At 68.6% G+C, this 17,193-nt stretch carries 14 protein-coding genes; 7 read left to right on the top strand and 7 right to left on the bottom strand.

Annotation, left to right across the window (positions count from 1 at the left end; genetic code table 11):
* The first annotated feature begins 5 nt into the window (after nt 1–5).
* Nucleotides 6–2,804, top strand: coding sequence for a glycosyltransferase (locus ACLJOO_RS38610; RefSeq protein ID WP_410792794.1), 2,799 nt, complete (start codon nt 6–8; stop codon nt 2,802–2,804).
* On the opposite strand, the gene ACLJOO_RS38605 is transcribed toward ACLJOO_RS38610, so the two are convergent.
* The 5 genes from ACLJOO_RS38605 to ACLJOO_RS38585 all read right to left on the bottom strand — a co-directional run bounded on the left by ACLJOO_RS38605 (nt 2,805) and on the right by ACLJOO_RS38585 (nt 7,788).
* Nucleotides 2,805–3,608: a family 1 encapsulin nanocompartment shell protein gene (locus ACLJOO_RS38605; RefSeq protein WP_410792792.1), complete on the bottom strand. Its 804-nt coding sequence runs from the start codon at nt 3,606–3,608 to the stop codon at nt 2,805–2,807. It abuts the gene before it with no gap.
* Nucleotides 3,605–4,576 (bottom strand): Dyp-type peroxidase, encoded by a 972-nt coding sequence (locus tag ACLJOO_RS38600; RefSeq protein ID WP_410792791.1) that lies wholly within the window; start codon nt 4,574–4,576, stop codon nt 3,605–3,607. The genes ACLJOO_RS38605 and ACLJOO_RS38600 overlap by 4 nt, the downstream gene beginning before the upstream one ends.
* A gap of 4 nt (nt 4,577–4,580) precedes the next feature.
* Nucleotides 4,581–5,399 (bottom strand): aldo/keto reductase, encoded by an 819-nt coding sequence (locus ACLJOO_RS38595; protein ID WP_410792790.1) that lies wholly within the window; start codon nt 5,397–5,399, stop codon nt 4,581–4,583.
* A gap of 10 nt (nt 5,400–5,409) precedes the next feature.
* The gene (locus ACLJOO_RS38590) at nt 5,410–7,389 is read right to left on the bottom strand and encodes a protein meaA (protein WP_410792789.1); all 1,980 of its coding nucleotides are present in this window, start codon (nt 7,387–7,389) and stop codon (nt 5,410–5,412) included.
* Nucleotides 7,390–7,464: 75 nt separating this feature from the next.
* Nucleotides 7,465–7,788: an STAS domain-containing protein gene (locus tag ACLJOO_RS38585; protein ID WP_410792787.1), complete on the bottom strand. Its 324-nt coding sequence runs from the start codon at nt 7,786–7,788 to the stop codon at nt 7,465–7,467.
* A 142-nt stretch (nt 7,789–7,930) separates the two neighbouring features.
* On the opposite strand from ACLJOO_RS38585, the gene ACLJOO_RS38580 reads away from it, so the two are divergent.
* The 4 genes from ACLJOO_RS38580 to sppA are packed head-to-tail and all read left to right on the top strand — an operon-like array spanning nt 7,931 to nt 11,573.
* Nucleotides 7,931–8,263, top strand: coding sequence for a hypothetical protein (locus ACLJOO_RS38580; RefSeq protein ID WP_410792786.1), 333 nt, complete (start codon nt 7,931–7,933; stop codon nt 8,261–8,263).
* Between the two features lie 42 nt (nt 8,264–8,305).
* A complete protein-coding gene (locus ACLJOO_RS38575; RefSeq protein ID WP_410792784.1) occupies nt 8,306–8,911 on the top strand; it encodes an RNA polymerase sigma factor in 606 nt (201 codons plus the stop codon).
* Nucleotides 8,908–9,888 carry a CU044_5270 family protein gene (locus tag ACLJOO_RS38570; protein WP_410792782.1) on the top strand — a complete coding sequence of 327 codons (981 nt, stop codon included), beginning with the start codon at nt 8,908–8,910 and terminating at the stop codon, nt 9,886–9,888. The genes ACLJOO_RS38575 and ACLJOO_RS38570 overlap by 4 nt, the downstream gene beginning before the upstream one ends.
* 32 nt (nt 9,889–9,920) lie before the next feature.
* Nucleotides 9,921–11,573 carry a signal peptide peptidase SppA gene (sppA, locus tag ACLJOO_RS38565; RefSeq protein ID WP_410792780.1) on the top strand — a complete coding sequence of 551 codons (1,653 nt, stop codon included), beginning with the start codon at nt 9,921–9,923 and terminating at the stop codon, nt 11,571–11,573.
* Here sppA and ACLJOO_RS38560 read toward each other — a convergent pair.
* Nucleotides 11,570–12,151 (bottom strand): cob(I)yrinic acid a,c-diamide adenosyltransferase, encoded by a 582-nt coding sequence (locus tag ACLJOO_RS38560; RefSeq protein WP_410792778.1) that lies wholly within the window; start codon nt 12,149–12,151, stop codon nt 11,570–11,572. The two genes, sppA and ACLJOO_RS38560, sit on opposite strands and share 4 nt — an antisense overlap.
* 49 nt (nt 12,152–12,200) lie before the next feature.
* Between ACLJOO_RS38560 and murA the strand changes: the two genes are divergently transcribed.
* Both murA and fabV read left to right on the top strand, forming a co-directional pair.
* Nucleotides 12,201–13,487: a UDP-N-acetylglucosamine 1-carboxyvinyltransferase gene (murA, locus tag ACLJOO_RS38555; RefSeq protein WP_131291374.1), complete on the top strand. Its 1,287-nt coding sequence runs from the start codon at nt 12,201–12,203 to the stop codon at nt 13,485–13,487.
* Between the two features lie 13 nt (nt 13,488–13,500).
* A complete protein-coding gene (fabV, locus tag ACLJOO_RS38550) occupies nt 13,501–14,673 on the top strand; it encodes an enoyl-[acyl-carrier-protein] reductase FabV (RefSeq protein WP_410792777.1) in 1,173 nt (390 codons plus the stop codon).
* Here fabV and ACLJOO_RS38545 read toward each other — a convergent pair.
* Nucleotides 14,660–17,161 (bottom strand): DEAD/DEAH box helicase, encoded by a 2,502-nt coding sequence (locus ACLJOO_RS38545; RefSeq protein ID WP_410792776.1) that lies wholly within the window; start codon nt 17,159–17,161, stop codon nt 14,660–14,662. The two genes, fabV and ACLJOO_RS38545, sit on opposite strands and share 14 nt — an antisense overlap.
* Nucleotides 17,162–17,193: the final 32 nt, after the last annotated feature.

Here is a 17,193-nt window from a genome sequence, read left to right as displayed (position 1 = left end):
GCACTGTGGATGAAGGAATGCCGGCGCGGCTCGACGCGTCCGTCCGGCTGCTCGTCGGTCCGGCCAACTTCGCGGGTCAGGGCACTCGGTGGGCCCGCGCGCTCGAGGAGCGGGTGCCGACCACGAAGGCGACGTCGTTCGCCTTCTTCAAGGGAGTGCTCGACTACCAGGTCGACTACGGCGTACCGGCGCGCACGTACCGGCGCAATCCTCGGTGGCGGCTGAACTTCTACAACCATGTCGTGCGCAACTACACGCACGTGCTGCTCGAGGCGGCCCGGCCGATCTTCGGTCCCTTGCACGGACCGGACGGATCCTTCGAGATCCCGCACCTGCTCACCAAGGGTCTGCAGGTGGGGCTCATCGCCCACGGCTCCGACGTGCGCATTCCCAGCCGGCACGCGGAGACCGAGCCGTGGTCACCGTTCCCCGACCTCGACGACGAGACCGTCGAGTTGCTCGAACGCAACTCCACCCGTGCCGTCGAGCTGTTCACGTCGTACCCGGGCCGGGTTTATGTCTCCACCCCCGATCTCCTCGACTACGTCCCCAACGCCGTCTGGTGCCCGGTGATCGTCGACGTCGACACCTGGCGCAGCGACGCCCCGGTGCTCGAACACAAGTTGCCGGTGGTGGCGCACGCGCCGAGCAAGTCGGCCATGAAGGGTTCCGAACTCATCGACCCGATCATGGAGAGCCTGGCCCAGCGGGGCCTGATCACCTATCGCCGGGTCGAGGGTGTCGACCCGGCGGATATGCCGGCCGTGTATCGCGACGCCGATATCGTGCTCGACCAGTTCCGCGTCGGCAGCTACGGCGTCGCCGCGTGCGAGGCCATGGCGGCGGGCCGGATCGTGGTGGGGCATATCGCTCAGCACGTCCGGGATCGCGTGGCCGCGGAGACCGGGCTCGACCTGCCCATCGTCGACGCGACGCCCGACACCGTCGAGCAGGTCGTGCTCGACCTCATCGCGCACCCGGAGCGGGGCCGCGAGGTCGCCGCGCGCGGACCGGACTTCGTCGAGATGGTGCACGACGGCAGCTGGTCGGCCGACGCGCTGGCCGCGTTCGTCGAGCAGTCGAGCCAAACAAGTCCAGTGCCGGTCGACTGGAAGCCGTCCTGGATCCGGCCCAAGGTCGTGATGATGGCCGGCAACGACATCGTGGTCGACGCCCGCGTGCTCAAGTACGCGCAGACGGTGGCCAACTGGGACCTCGACGTCACCTGCATCGGCCTCCCCGGACGCCGGTTCAGGGGCGTCCGCTACTTCGGCAAGGTGCAGGTGCTGTGCCCGGTCATTCCGTCGAAGGTGCTGTTGACGGGGTGGCGCAAGCGGCTGGCCAACGTCAGGACCAGCCTCAAGGTCAACCTCAAGCCGTGGTTCAGCACCGAGGCCGAGTATCTGCTGGCCTACAGCCACTGGCAGTACGCGAGCCGCGAGCTACGCGCCGAGCGCGGCCGCGACCGCCGCGACGACCAGCGCAGCGGCGCGGGCACCGGGTCTGGTGTGTCGCGGGGCCGGCGTTCGATCCTCGCCCGGGTGCGGCGGGCGGCGCGCTGGCGCATGCTGCGGCTGCACCGCGCCGTACTCCAGGCCCGTGCGTACTTCGTCCGGCGTACCAAGCCCAAGGACGACATCACCGACCTGGGCATCGGTAAGCGGCGCGAGCGGCTGCTCGCCCTCTACCGTTACCTGCCGTCGGGGCGCTGGCGGCGGGTGATGCCCGAGCTGGTCGATCAGGAGCTGACACTGGGCCCGCTGCTCGACCGCCTCCTGATCGAGGTCATCCATGTCCACGACGTGTTCATGCTCGGTATCGCGGCGCGGGCGGCACACCGGGCGGCGCTGGACGGGCGGACGATCAAGATCATCTACGACGCCCACGAGTACATCCCGGGCGTGCCGGTGGTGGCTCCGCGGCGAGTCGCGGCGTACAGCGATCTCGAGCGCGAGTTCATCCGCGACGCCGACCGCGTCATCACCGTGTCCGAGCCGCTGGCCGGCTGGCTCAAGCGCGACCACAAGCTGGCCGAGCTGCCCGACGTCGTCCTCAACGCGCCGGTCCAGCCGCCCGAGGACGCCGAGGTCATTGGCCTACGCGAGCAGCTCCGGCTGACCGAGGACGTTCCGTTGCTGGTGTACGGCGGCGGCGTCAACCGTGCCCGCGGCGTCGGGACGGCTGTCGAGGCGCTGACCCAACTCCCCGGCGTACACCTCGCGATCGTCGCGCGGCCCAACTCCGTCACCGCGGAGTTGGAGGCCCGTGCCGTCGAGCTGGGTGTGGGCGACCGCGTGCACCTGGCGCCGTTCGTCGCTGCCGAGGTCGTGCCGCTGTACCTGCGCTCGGCCACCATCGGTCTCAGCCCTCTGCTGCACGCGCCGAACCACGACATCGCGGTGACGAACAAGTTCTGCGAGTACATCGGCGCGGGGCTGCCCATCATCACCAGCGACACCCCGGCGCAGGCCGACCTGGTGAAGGAGCTCGACCTCGGCGCGGTCTACCCCGCGGGCGATGTCGACGGCCTCGTGCGGGCGGTCCAGACCGTGCTCGCCGACCGCGACCGCATCGCCCAGCGCATCGCCGACGACCCCGAGCTGCAGCACCGGTTCTCCTGGGCCGCACAGGCCGAGGTCCTCCGGTCGGTGTACGCCGACGTCATGGGGACGCTGCCCGACGCCGCCTGGGCTCCCGGCGCCACCGTCGTACGCCAACTCCTCCCCAGCCCACAAGAACTGCCGGAGACGAAGTGGCGCGCCTTCAGGGAGAAGATGGCGAAGAGTACGAGCTTGTTGGTCTGATCAGGGGCGTAGTACGACGCTGGACTCTGCGGTGAGGGCCAGGAAGGTCAGGGACTCCTGCAGGTACAGCTGGACGGTCTCGGCGTCGTGTGAGAGGTACCCGATCGACAGGTCCTGACCGAGGTGCAGCTCGTAGTCGCCGCCACGCGTCGACACCAGTAGTGCGCCTTCGAGCGCCGGCGCCCAGATGATCTCGCCGTCGCCGATCAACCGGGCCAGGTGGTCGCGGATCGGGTAGCCGTGGTCGGTGGTTTCCGCGACGGCGGTGTAGGCGTCGGCGGAGAGCAGGAGGCTGTACGGCCCGTTGACACCGGCGAGCCGCAACGCCCGCAGTGCCTGCGCCACAGTGTCCGGCAGCTCGCGCGGCTCAGACGGGAGCGCGAGGACCGGGTTCGAGGTGCTCGGGGCGAGGCCGAGGATCCCGGCGGCGTCTGAGCCGTGGAAGACCAGGTGGTCCTCGGCGTACGCGACCTGCTTCGCGGCGTCCTTGACCGGCTGCCAGTCCGAGTCCTTCGCGCCACGCTCCACGTCGTCGACGGCCTGCCGCGAGACGGTGAACGGGACCCGCAGCTCGATGATCGGCTGCGACAACCGGCGGAGCGCGATCACGCCCTCGCCAGGCGCCTCGACCGACTCGGTGTGCCCGGTCCCGACCGACGACAGCCCCGGTCCGGCCGGGCCGACCAGATCCACGACGCGACGGCCGGCGATGTCGCGCGTGAAGGTACGCCGGGCCTCTTCCTCGATCTCGCCCCACGCGGCATCCGAGACCGGGGCCAGCTCACGGTGCAGGTTGTTGGTCATGTCCGACTCCTTCTCAGGCTGCCGATTCCCAGCGAGCCGTCCGAAGCGGCCGATTGGGTTGGGGTGGGTGACTCGAGGAACTCCGCGGTCGGCACGAAGAACAGGCTGCCGGTGACCGCGGTCGAGAAGTCAAGGATCCGGTCGTGGTTGCCGGGCGGTTCGCCGACGAACATCCGGTGCAGCATCCGCTCGATCACCTCCGGCGTTCCGGCGTACCCGATGAAATAAGTACCGAACTCGTCGGCGCCGGGCGAGCCGAAGGCCATGTTTTCGCGGACGATCTGCCGCTCGGTGCCGTCCGCGTCGACGATCGTGTTCACCGCAACGTGCGAGTTCACAGGTTGGTCGGCGAGCTCGATGTCGCTGAGTTTCTGCCGCCCGATCACGCGCTCCTGCTCCGCGACCGGCAGCGCCTGCCAGGCGTCCAGGTCGTGCAGGTACTTCTGGACGATCACGTAGCTGCCGCCGGCGTACGCCGGATCCTCGTCGCCGATCGTGATGGCGGCGACCGCGGCGTGGCCGGACGGGTTCTCGGTGCCGTCGACGAAACCGAGCAGGTCGCGTTCGTCGAAGTACTTGAAGCCCTGGACCTCGTCGCGGACGTTGACGTGACCGGCGAGCCGCCGCATCACCTGGCGGACGAGCTCGAAGCACAGGTCGAGGCTGCTGGCGCGGACGTGGAACAGGAGGTCTCCGTGCGTTGCCGGGGCGGTGTGCTTGGCGCCGGACAACCCGCGAAACGGATGCAGGCCGCGCGGCACCGGCAAGCGGTAGAGCCGGTGCCACAGGGACGTGCCGATGCCGACCACACAGCTGAGCCGGTCGTCGGGGACGCGGAAGCCGACCGCGCGGGTCAGTCCGGCGACATCCGCCAGCAGGTCCCGCGCGGTGTCCTCGGATCCAGGGCGTACGTCGAGAACGAGGAAGATCGCCGCCTTCGCGGGCTCTCGCAGTACCTCCTGAATCATCTGCTCACGACCACCACTTGCCGCTCTGGGACAGGGCGTCCGCGGTCAGGTTCGTGGTGTCGAGGGCGTCGAGGGCGGCGACCGCCGCGTCGTCGAGCTCGAAGTCGAAGACGTTGAAGTTCTCGACGATGCGGTCCTGGTGGATGGACTTCGGGATGACCGAGAGGCCCTTCTGGATCGCCCAGCGGATCAGTACCTGCGCCGGAGTGTGGCCGGTGGCCTCGGCGATCCGGGCGATGACCGGGTCGCCGAGGTGGCGGCCGGTGCCGAGCGGGCTGTACGCCTGGACGACGACGTCCGCCTCCTCGCAGGCCTCGACGAGCGCCTTGCGGTACTCGAACGGGCTGAACAGGACCTGGTTCGCGGCCGGCTGGATCCGGGCGATCTTGTTCAGCTCCTGCAATTCGGCCGCGCTGAAGTTGGAGATGCCGATGCCCTTGGTGAGGCCCGCGTCGACGGCGGCTTCCATGGCCGGCCAGGCCCAGGTCGGCCCGCCCTGCGGCCAATGGATCAGGTAGAGGTCGAGGTAGTCGGTCCCGAGCCGCTCGAGGCTCTTCTCCGCCTCGACCCGTGCGTCCTTCCCGCCCGGGTAGAACTTCGTCGTCAGGAAGATCTCTTCGCGCGGGATCCCGCTCTCCCGGATCGCCTTCCCGACACTGGCCTCGTTCCGGTAGGCCTGCGCGGTGTCGATCAGCCGGTAGCCGGCCTCGAGCGCCCAGGTGACGGCGCGCTCGCACTCCGCCCCGTCATCCACCTGCCAGACCCCAAGCCCAAGCACCGGGATCTCAGTTCCATTGGACAGCTGCCGAGTATTAGCGGTCATGCGCCCAAACCTACAACTTGTTGGCCTGACGGATGACGTCGACGACGTCGGACATCATGCCGGTGAGGTCGTAGTCCTTGGGGGTGTAGACGGCGGCGACGCCGGCGGACCGCAGCGAGTTGGCGTCGGCTTCGGGGACGATGCCGCCGACGACGACAGGGACGTCTTCGAGGCCTGCTTCGCGGAGGCCTTCGACCACCTGCGGGACCAATTCCATGTGGGAGCCGGAGAGGATCGAGAGGCCGACGCAGTGGACGTCCTCGGCGACGGCCGCGGCGACGATCTGTTCGGGGGTCAGGCGGATGCCTTGGTAGATGACCTCGAAGCCGACGTCGCGGGCGCGGACCGCGACCTGCTCGGCGCCGTTCGAGTGGCCGTCCAGACCGGGCTTGCCGACGAGCAGGCGGAGCCGGCCGCCGAGCTCCTCGGAGGTCGCCGCGACCTTCGCACGTACGGCGGCGATCTCGGCGCCACCTGCGGACACACCGACCGACCCGGACACCCCAGTGGGCGCGCGGTACTCGCCGTACATCTCGCGCAACACTCCCGCCCACTCCCCCGTCGTGACGCCGGCCCGGGCGCACTCCAAAGTCACTGGCATGAGGTTGTCGGTCGTCTTCGCGGCGGCGCGCAGCTTCGCCAGGGCGGTGTCGACGGCGGTCGCGTCGCGCTCGGCCCGCCACTTCTGCAGCGACTGCAGCGCGGCCGATTCGGCCGCCGGGTCGACGGTCTGGATCGCGGTGTCCAGGTCGGCGGTCAGCGGCGACGGCTCGGTGTTCTCGAACTTGTTCACGCCGACGACGATCTGCTCGCCGGACTCGATCCGCTGCCGCCGCTCGGCGTGCGAGCCGACGAGCGCCTGCTTCAGGTACCCGCTCTCGACGGCGGCGACCGCACCGCCCATCGCCTGTACGCGGTCGATCTCCTCCTGCGCACCGGCAACCAGCGCGTCGACCTTCGCTTCGATGACGTGCGACCCGTCGAAAATGTCGTCGTACTCGAGCAGGTCGGACTCGTACGCCAGTACCTGCTGCATCCGCAACGACCACTGCTGGTCCCACGGTCGCGGCAACCCGAGCGCCTCGTTCCACGCCGGCAGTTGGACCGCCCGCGCCCGCGCGTTCTTCGAGAGCGTGACCCCGAGCATCTCGAGGACGATCCGCTGCACGTTGTTCTCCGGCTGCGCCTCCGTCAACCCGAGCGAGTTCACCTGGACGCCGTACCGCAGCCGCCTCGCCTTGGGATCGGTCACCCCATAGCGTTCCAGCGTCAACGAATCCCACAGCTGGACGAAGGCCCGCATCTTGCACGTCTCCTCGATGAACCGCACGCCGGCGTTCACGAAGAACGAGATCCGCTGCACCACGTCCCCGAACCGCTCCGGCGGGACCTGCCCGCCGTCCCGTACCCGGTCGAGTACGGCGATCGCCGTCGACAGCGCGAACGCCAGCTCCTGCACGGGCGTCGCGCCGGCCTCCTGCAGGTGGTAACTGCAGATGTTGATCGGATTCCACTTCGGCATGGTGGCGACCGTGTACGCGATCACGTCGGTCGTCAGCCGCAGGGACGCGTCCGGAGGGAACGCGTACGTCCCGCGCGACAGGTACTCCTTGACGATGTCGTTCTGCGTGGTCCCGGTCAGCTCGTCCGGTAACGCGCCCTGCTCCTGCGCGGCCACCTGGTAGAGCGCGAGCAGCCACATCGCGGTGGCGTTGATGGTCATCGACGTGTTCATCTGCGCGAGCGGGATCTGGTCGAACAACGCCCGTACGTCGCCCAGATGCGCGACCGGTACGCCGACCTTCCCGACCTCACCCTTCGCGAGCGGGTGGTCCGCGTCGTACCCGGTCTGGGTCGGCAGGTCGAACGCGACCGACAACCCGGTCTGGCCCTTCGCGAGGTTCCGCCGGAAGAGCGCGTTGGACTCCGCCGCGGACGAGTGGCCCGCGTACGTCCGCATCACCCAGGGTCGATCCTTGTCGGTCGCCATGTACCCGAGAGTAGGACTCTGTGCCCTTGTGAGTCGCCACCTCGTGACTGGTGTCACCAGGGGCGTGGATCACACTCAAGCGCTGATGGGCAGCGGGGTTCTCTCGACGTTGAGGACGCGGTGCAGGCGGGTGACCGCGAGGATGCGGACCACCGACGGCATCGGGTGCCAGAGGACCAGTTGCCGGCCGAGCGACTGGGTCCGGCGATGGGTCGCGACCAGCAGTCCGAGACCGGTCGCGTCGACCGCGTCGACCTCCTCCAGGTCGACGAACACGTCCCCGTCGGAGGCGTCGATCAGGTCGTTGAGAGTTTGACGGACGTCGCCTACGGTGCGCACGTCCAGGATGCCGGTCAGGTGTACGACGTTGTCAGGCTTGCTGTGGGTCGGTGCGAGCATGTCCGTGCCCTCCCGCTCTTCCGGCGGCCCCCGAGGTAATCGGCCGGCCCAGAAAATATGTATGGCAGCGTCTGTGTTAACAAAGACTCCCTGGAGACACGGAAGGTTGCCAAGAGTTCACGATCTTTTGATTCGCGAGACAATGGTGTCCGTGTTCGCCGGAGATTACTTCCTGTTCCCGGTGGTGGCCATCGCCCTGGCCGGTCTGATGGTACTGCTGTGCCGCTGGGCTTTCTCGAAGGCGAAGGGCGGGTCGCTCGTTCGCCGGGTCGACCACCGCCCGGCCGACCGGGACGCCTTCGGCCTGCTCATCGACATCCGCACCGTGGCGAACTACAACGAGGCCCGCGTCCTGGTGAGCCGCCTGAAGGACTTCGGCATCAAGGCCACCGCGGCCCGCACCACCGACGGCTGGACGGTCTACGTCTGGCCGAAGGACGAGGCCGCCGCCCGCGGCCTGCTGGAAACTCCTTGAGTACCTTGTCCTCCTGAGAGCGGTCTCAGGCGTCACTCCACCATGACGTCAGAAGCTGGACTCGCGTTTCCGTGGCGCGACGTCGCACCCGCACCGACGGACGACGGTTGGGTGCTGGAGGCGTCGGTGCGCGAGCCGGAGCGGTTCGCGGTGATCTTCGACCGGTACTTCGGTCAGGTGCACGGGTACGTCGCCCGCCGGCTGGGGACTGATGTCGCTGACGACCTGGCGGCCGAGACGTTCCTGATCGCGTTCCGGCAGCGGGACCGGTTCGACCGGCGGAGCGGGGTGGTACGGGCGTGGTTGTACGGGATCGCGACCAACCTGATTCGGCGGCATCGGCGGGACGAGGTACGGGCCTGGCGGGCCGCGGCGAAGCTGCCGGCACCAGTGCCCGCAGGAGCTCACGAGGACCGAGTGGCGGCGCAGGTGACGGCACAAGGCGCGTCTCGTGAGCTGGCGGCCGCCTTGGCGAAGCTGAACGCGAAGGACCGGGAGGTTCTGTTGCTGGTGGCGCTAGGACAGCTGACGTACGACGAGGTGGCTGACGCGCTCGGGATCGCGTACGGGACAGTGTGCTCACGGCTGTCGCGTGCACGCCGAGCGGTGCGGGCAGCTGTCACCAATCCAGCGGAGGACTTGTCATGAACGAGTTCGACGTACTGCGGAAGGCGTTCCCGGAGCAGGAGCCTCCGACGCCTGAGGCTGCCGCGGCTGCGCGCCGTCAGGTGGAGGAGCTGATCCGCAAGCCCCGCAGGTGCTTCGTACGGGCAGGGTGGCTGGGGACTGCTGTTACTGCGGCTACTGCGCTGGTGGCCGTTGTGGGGTTGGGCGGGGCGCTGGTGCTGGGCCGGGACGGACAGGAGGGCGCGGTGCCGGTTGGGCCCGCGACTACTAGTGCGCCGCGGTTGACGGCTGCTGCCGAGGTCTTGATCGCGGTCGCCGTACGGCAGGAGAAGGACGAGAAGGTGTCCGGGAGGTACTTCCGGGTGCGAAGCCTGCAGTTCACCACGGGGAAGTACGCGCGGCGGTCCATCACCGAGAGCTGGATGCCTATGAAGCCAGGGGTCGCGTCCTGGTTCGGCTGGGTGGATCTGAACGAGAAGGTTTCAGTTCCGGTGGTCAACAAGATGTCGTTCCGCGATGTCCCACCCGGGTACTACCTGACCGGTGACAAGCCGCTGAGCGCCAAGCAGATCGCTACGCTGCCAACTGATCCAGCAGCGCTCCGCAGGGCCCTCATGACTCCAGGACTGAGCTCAGCCGACCAGGACTTCGCTGTCTTCTCCGCGGCCGGCCGTCTGCTTTTCGAGATGCCGTCGCCGCCGAAGCTCCGAGGCGCCGCACTGCGGGTGCTGGCCGCCCTGCCGGGCACTCACGTCCGCACCAGCGTGAAGGACCCGATCGGCCGTACCGGTACCGAGGTCAGCATCACCCCGAGCCACAGCAAGCCCGGCAGCACCGCCACCAGGATGTTTGGCACCGCGGTGACCTACATCATCGACCCGACGACCGGCCGTCTGCTCAGCTCGACGATCCGCGGACCGAAGACAGGCTCGACGGTCGTGCTGGAGTCCGGCTGGACCGACCACAAGCCGACACCGCCCTCTACTGCCATCCGCTAGCGGCCCTTTGGTGAAGGTCTAGGGTCGGGGGTATGGGGACTCTGCTCGAGCTGGACCTGACCCGCGGCGTACTCGAGACGCCGCCCACTTCACCGGTGGCGGCGTTCCGTGCGCGCCACCTACCGACGCTGCGCGAGCTGGTGGGCGCGCTCCGGAAGGGGGCGCGTGACGACGGTGTGGTCGGCGTGGTGGCTCACATCGGCGGCAACCGGCTCTCACTCGCCCAGGTGCAGGAGCTGCGTGAGGCCGTGGCTGACTTCCGTACGTCGGGTAAGGCGGCCGTCGCGTGGACCGAGTCGTTCGGCGAGACCGGACAGGGCACCGTGCCGTACTACCTGGCGACAGCGTTCGACGAGATCTGGCTGCAGCCGTCGGGCGACCTGGCCATCACAGGGGTGTCCGTGCAGGCGGTCTTCATCCGCGGTGCGCTGGACAAGGCTGGTGTGATCCCCCAGTTCGGTAAGCGGCGTGAGTACAAGACCGCTGCCGACACGTTCACCGAGCGGGAGATGACCGCTCCTGCTCGCGAGATGGCGTCGCGGCTCGCGGAGTCGGCGTACGAGCAGATCGTCGAGGGCATCGCCGTACGGCGGCGTCTGGACAGCGCACGGGTCCGAGAGCTCGTCGACAGTGCGCCACTGCCCGCACAGGTCGGTCTGGACGCCGGACTGGTCGATCGGCTCGGCTACCGGTCGGACGTGTACGACGAGCTCGAGAAGCAGCTCCAGTACGACGACAGGCTGCTGGCAGAGCGGTACATCCGGCGTGGTCCGCGGACACTAGACGAGGTACGCAAGAACCTCCCGTGGCCGCAGAAGCCGCTGGTAGCGGTTGTCCGCGTGACAGGTGGCATCTCGGTCGGCCGCAACTCCAACAGCCCCATGGGTGGTCCTGGCTCTGGCTCCGACACCGTCGGCGCCGCACTGCGTGCTGTCGCGGACAACGAACGCGTGAAAGCAGTAGTGCTGCGCGTCGACAGCCCAGGTGGTTCGTACGTCGCCTCAGACGCGATCCGCAACGAGGTACTGCGGCTGCGCTCGACCGGACGACCTGTGATCGCGTCGATGGGCGGTGTGGCCGCATCCGGTGGGTACTTCGTCGCGATGCCGGCTGACGTCATCGTCGCGCAGCCCGGCACGATCACCGGGTCGATCGGAGTCCTCACCGGCAAGGGCGTCGTACGCGATGCGCTGGGGCGGATCGGCATCTCCCGCGAGGCCGTGTCCGAGGGCGCGAACGCACAGATGTACTCGGCGCAGGAGGAGTTCACCGACGAGCAGTGGGCGCGGTTGGAGGAGACACTCGACCGCATCTACAAGGACTTCGTGGCCAAGGCCGCACAGGACCGTGGCCTGCCCGAGGAGCAGCTGGAGTCACTGGCCCGCGGACGGGTCTGGACCGGTGCCGATGCGCACAACCACAAGCTGATCGACGAGCTGGGCGGTTTCCAGCACGCACTGACGCTCGCGTGCAACCGGGCCGGTCTGGACCGCGACGAGATCGCCGTGACCGCAGTACCGCACCGCAACCTGCTCAGTCAGCTGAAGGCGCCCACGACGACCGATGATCTGGCTGTCAGTGCGGCGCCGTTGACGCTCGACGGCCTGACCACCGGTCTCTACAGCGCACTTGGTCTACCCCCTGCGGGCGTACTGCGGATGCCGTTCAGCTGGGAGATCAGCTAGCCCCGTTCGCCACCCGGGACCCAGAGGACGTCGCCGCCGGAGGACAGGTTCGCGACGCGGCCGAGGATGAACAGCAGGTCGGACAGCCGGTTCAGGTACGTGATCGCGAGCAGGTTCACGGACGGTCCGTGCGCCTCGACCGCGGCCCAGCCGGCGCGCTCGGAGCGGCGTACGACCGCACGGGCGACGTTCAGGTACGCCGCGCCCTCGGTGCCGCCGGGCAGGATGAACGAGCGGAGCTTGGTCAAACGACTGTTGTAGTCGTCGCACCAGCCCTCGAGCCGGTCGATGTAGTCCTGGGTGATGCGCAGCGGCGGGTATTCCGGGTCGGGCGTGATCGGGTTGCACAGGTCCGCGCCGACGTCGAACAGGTCGTTCTGGACGTGGGTCAGCAGGACCACGAGCGCAGTGTTCAGATGCCCGGCCGCGATGGCCACGCCGATCGCGGAGTTCGCCTCGTCGACCTCGCCGTACGCCGCCAGCCGCGGATCCGTCTTCGAGGTGACGGAGTTGTCGCCGAGGCGGGTCTCGCCGGCGTCTCCGGTGCGGGTGTAGATCCGCGTCAAGTTCACAGCCATGCCAGGACTCTACGCAAAGCCGGATCTGGTCAAACGCTACAGTCGACCGGTGGAACGGTTTCGGATCGCGGGTGAGGCACGGCTCGACGGCGCTGTCGAGGTGGCCGGAGCGAAGAACAGTGTGCTCAAGCTGATGGCGGCAGCGCTGCTGGCAGAGGGTACGACGACGCTGCGGCAGGTGCCGGGCATTCTCGACGTCACGTTCATGGCGCAACTGCTGGACACCCTCGGGTGCGAGGTGACCGTCGACGCGGAGCAGCGGCTCGCGACGATCGCCGTACCGGGCACGATCGGGCACCAGTGCGACTACGACCTGGTCCGCAAGCTGCGGGCGTCGATCTCGGTGCTCGGTCCGCTGCTGGCCCGCTGTGGCCAGGCGGAGGTCGCGCTGCCGGGCGGCGACAACATCGGTTCCCGCGGCCTGAACATGCACGTCGCGGGCCTGGAGTCGATGGGCGCGAAGGTGCACATCGAGCACGGCTTCGTGATCGCCGAGGCCCCGCAGGGCCTGCACGGCGCCGAGGTCTGGCTGGACTTCCCGAGCGTCGGGGCCACCGAGACGATCATGATGGCGGCGGTGCTCGCGCGCGGTACGACGATCATCGAGAACGCCGCCCGCGAGCCGGAGATCCAGGACATCGCGGCGATGCTGGTCGAGATGGGCGCGCAGATCGACGGCGCCGGCTCGCCGCGGATCGAGATCACCGGGGTGAGCGGGCTGCTCCACCCCGTCGACCACGTGGTGGTCCCGGACCGGATCGTGTCCGGGAGCTGGGCGTTCGCGGCCGCCATCACCAAGGGTGACGTGACGATCACCAACGGGCACGCGGAACACCTCGAACTGCCGCTCGACAAGCTGCACAAGGCCGGCGCGGAGATCACCGTGCTGAACCCCGGCTTCCGGGTCCGGATGCACGACCGGCCGAAGCCCGTGGACGTGGTGACGCTCCCCTACCCCGGGTTCGCCACCGACCTGCAGGCGTTCGTGATCGCGCTGAACGCGATCAGCGACGGCGCGGCGATGGTCACCGAGAACCTGTTCGAGGGCCGGTTCACGTTCGCGCAGGAGCTGACCCGGCTGGGTGCGCAGATCCAGACCGACGGGCATCACGCCGTGGTTCGCGGCGTACCGCGGCTTTCCGGCGCTCCTGTGGTCGCCTCGGACATCCGCGCGGGCGCGGCCCTGGTGCTGGCCGGTCTCGCCGCCGAGGGCGAGACGCTGGTCTCAGCCGCCCACCACGTCCACCGCGGTTACACCGACTTCGCCGGCAACCTCCGCCGCTTGGGCGCGGACGTCGTCGTCGAACCTGACGACGCAGAGATGTACTGGAGCTAATAGGGTCTCTCCCATGACTGAGCGCGTGGTGAAGCCGGTTGGGCGGGGATTCCTGTTTCTCGATTCGCATCCTGCGGGGTGTGCGCGGGTGGTGCGGGAGATGGCGGCGGAGGTCGACGGGCGTACGCCGGACCGTCGTACGGCGCTCGTGATCGGGTCGAGCTCGGGCTACGGGCTCGCGACCACGATCGCCGGCCTCGCGCGGTACGGGATCGACGGCATCGGCATCTGCTTCGAGAAGGCTCCGACGGCCCGACGTACGGCGACCGCCGGTTGGTACCGCACCGCGGAGACCGCCGCGCTCGCCGCCGAACTCGGCCGCTCGTGGAGCTTCGTGAACGCGGACGCGTTCGCGGACACCACGAAGGACGAAGTACTCGACCTGGTCGCCGAGCAGCTCGGCGGGATCGACCACCTCGTCTACAGCGTGGCCGCACCGCGACGTACGGACCCGCGCAACGGCGAGACGTACCAGTCGGTGCTGAAGGCGATCGGCGCCGAGCACACCACGAAGAGCCTCGCGTTCGACGACGGTGCGCCGGTGCTGCAGGAGGTCGGGATCGAGGTCGCGACCGACGACGAGATCGCGCAGACGGTGAAGGTGATGGGCGGCGAGGACTGGACCCGCTGGATCACCGCACTCCAGGACCGCGACCTGCTCAAGCCCGGCTTCAACACCGTCGCCCTCACCTACATCGGCTCCGAACTGACCGGACCGCTCTACCGCCAGGGTTCGATCGGCGCGGCCAAGGCGGACCTGGAGCAGACCGCGCTGAAGCTGGCCGCGGACGGGGTGACCGCGATGACCTCGGTCAACGGCGCCGCCGTCACACAGGCGTCGTCCGCGATCCCGGGCATCGGCCTGTACGTCAGCCTCCTGCACAAGGTGACCGGTCTGCAGACACCCGTGGAGCAGTCGATCGCGCTGTGGGACCAGCTCACCGGCGCGTCCCCGCTCGACCTGGACGACGAGGGCCGCATCCGCCTCGACCGCTGGGAGCTCAACGACGACGTACAGTCCGCCGTCCGCGCCCAGTGGGAGGCAGCGACCCGGGACAACATCGCCGAGGTCGCCGACGCCGCGTGGTTCCTGACCGAGGTACGCCGCCTGTACGGCTTCGACGTACCGGGTGTGGACTACGACGCCGAGACCGAGGTCGACGTGGAGTGGCCTACAAAGGCTTGAAAGACACCATTTCAAGAACCAGCTCGGCGGCTTCGTCGGAGGCACCTAGGTCGACGCTGGCCGTGATGCGCCAGTCGTGGTTGCCTTCGGGGTCGTCGATGATTTGCTGGACTTCCCAGTAGCCCGGGTGTTCCTCGACCATGAAGAGGGCGGGGCCGCGCGCCTCGGGGCCGGTGCCGACGACGTCGTGCTCGGCGTAGTACGCCGTACCGGCCTCGGCCCAGCGGCCCGCGTCCCAGCCGGCTGCGGTGTCGAGCTGCCCGAGCTCGGCCCAGCGGTGCAGCGCGAGTAGCTCGACGCGGCGGAACATGGCGTTGCGGACGAGGACGCGGAAAGCCCTGGTATTCAAGGTGATCCGGCGCGGACCGGCCGGGGTCGGAGCGACCACCTCTTCCTCGGTCGGGTTGGTGAGCTCCTCCCACTCGTCGAGCAGGCTGGAGTCGGTCTGGCGGACCACCTCACCGAGCCACTCGATCAGGTCGGTGAGATCCTCGTTCACCTTGTCCGGCGGGACGGTCTGCCGCAGCGCCTTGTACGCGTCGCTCAGGTAGCGCAGGACGATGCCCTCCGAGCGCGCGAGACCGTAGTACTGGATGAACTCGCCGAACGTCATCGCCCGCTCGAACATGTCCCGTACGACGGACTTCGGCGACAGCCCGGCCTCCGCGACCCACGGGTGGGTCTGCCGGTACATCTCCAAGGTTGCCTCGAGCAACTCTTCGAGCGGTTTCGGCCAGCTGATCTCCTCGAGCAGCTCCATCCGCTCCTCGTACTCGATGCCGTCGGCCTTCATCCCCTGTACGGCCTCGCCCTTGGCGTGGTGCAGCTGCGCCAGCAGGATCGCGCGCGGATCCTCCAGCGTCGCCTCGACCACCGACACCACGTCCAGCGCGTACACCGGATCCTCGGGGTCGAGCAGATCCAGCGCGGCCAGCGCGAAGGTCGACAGCGGCTGATTCAGGCTGAAGTCCTTCTGCAGGTCCACGGTCAGCCGCAGCGACCGGCCGTTCTCGTCCGGCTCGTCCAGGCGCTCGACCACACCGGCGGTGAGCAGCGTCCGGTAGATCTGGATCGCGCGGCGGATCAGCCGGATCTGCGCCCGGGAGTCCTCGTGGTTGTCCTGCAGGAGGTGCCGCATACTCGCGAACGCGTCGCCGTCGCGGGCGATCACGTTCAGCAGCATCGCGTGACTGACCCGCATCCGCGACTGCAGCGGCTCGGGGTCGGCGGCGACGAGCCGGTCGAAGGTGTCCTCACCCCAGGTGACGAACCCCTCCGGCGGCTTCTTGCGCTGGACCCGGCGCTGCTTCTTCGGGTCGTCGCCGGCCTTCGCGAGCAACCGGACATTCTCCACGACGTGATCCGGCGCCTGGACGACGACGGTGCCGGACGTGTCGTACCCGGCCCGGCCGGCGCGGCCGGCGATCTGATGGAACTCGCGTGCCTTGAGGATCCGCTGCCGACGTCCGTCGTACTTGCTCAGAGCGGTCAGCAGGACGGTGCGGATCGGTACGTTGATCCCGACGCCGAGGGTGTCCGTGCCGCAGATGACCTTCAGCAACCCCGCCTGCGCGAGCTGCTCGACCAGCCGCCGGTACTTCGGCAGCATGCCGGCGTGGTGCACCCCGATCCCGTGCATGATCAGCCGCTGCAGGGTCCTGCCGAAGCCCGGGCTGAAGCGGAAGTGCCCGATCAGCTCCTTGATCTTGTCCTTCTCTTCCTTCGTGCAGACATTGATGCTGGTCAGCGCCTGGGCGCGTTCCAGAGCAGCGGCCTGCGTGAAGTGCACGACGTACACCGGGGCCTGGTGCGTCACCAGGAGCTCGGTGAGCGTCTCGTGCAGCGGCGTCGTGACGTACTTGTAGATCAGCGGGACCGGGCGCTCGCCGGAAGCGACGATCGCGGTCGGACGGCCGGTGCGGCGGGACAAGTCGATCTTGAACCGCTCGACGTCGCCGAGGGTCGCGGACATCAGCACGAACTGCGCCTTCGGGAGCTCGAGCAGCGGCACCTGCCAGGCCCAGCCGCGATCCGGCTCGGAGTAGAAGTGGAACTCGTCCATCACCACCTGACCGACGTCCGCGTCCGCCCCTTCGCGCAGGGCGATGTTCGCCAGGACCTCCGCCGTACAGCAGATGATCGGGGCGCCCGCGTTGACGGAGGCGTCACCGGTCAGCATGCCGACCTTCTCCGCGCCGAACACGTCGCACAACGCGAAGAACTTCTCCGACACCAGCGCCTTGATCGGCGCCGTGTAGTACGTCCGCTGCCCGTTCGCGAGCGCCGCGAAGTGCGCGCCGGTCGCCACCAGGCTCTTCCCGGAGCCGGTCGGCGTCGACAGGATCACGTTCGATCCCGTCATCACCTCGATCAACGCCTCTTCCTGAGCCGGGTACAGCGAGATCCCCTGCTCCCCCACCCAGCTCTGCAGGGCGTCGAACAGGTCATCAGGCTCGGTGGTCTCCGGCAACATCTCGGTCAGCGTCATCACTACCCATTGTCCCTGACCGGCCAATCCAC

The sequence above is a fragment of the Kribbella sp. C-35 genome (assembly GCF_046549195.1).
In the GTDB taxonomy this organism is placed as follows: domain Bacteria; phylum Actinomycetota; class Actinomycetes; order Propionibacteriales; family Kribbellaceae; genus Kribbella.
The sequence above is the reverse complement of the archived record's forward strand: the minus strand, read 5'-3'. Positions and strand labels throughout refer to the sequence as shown.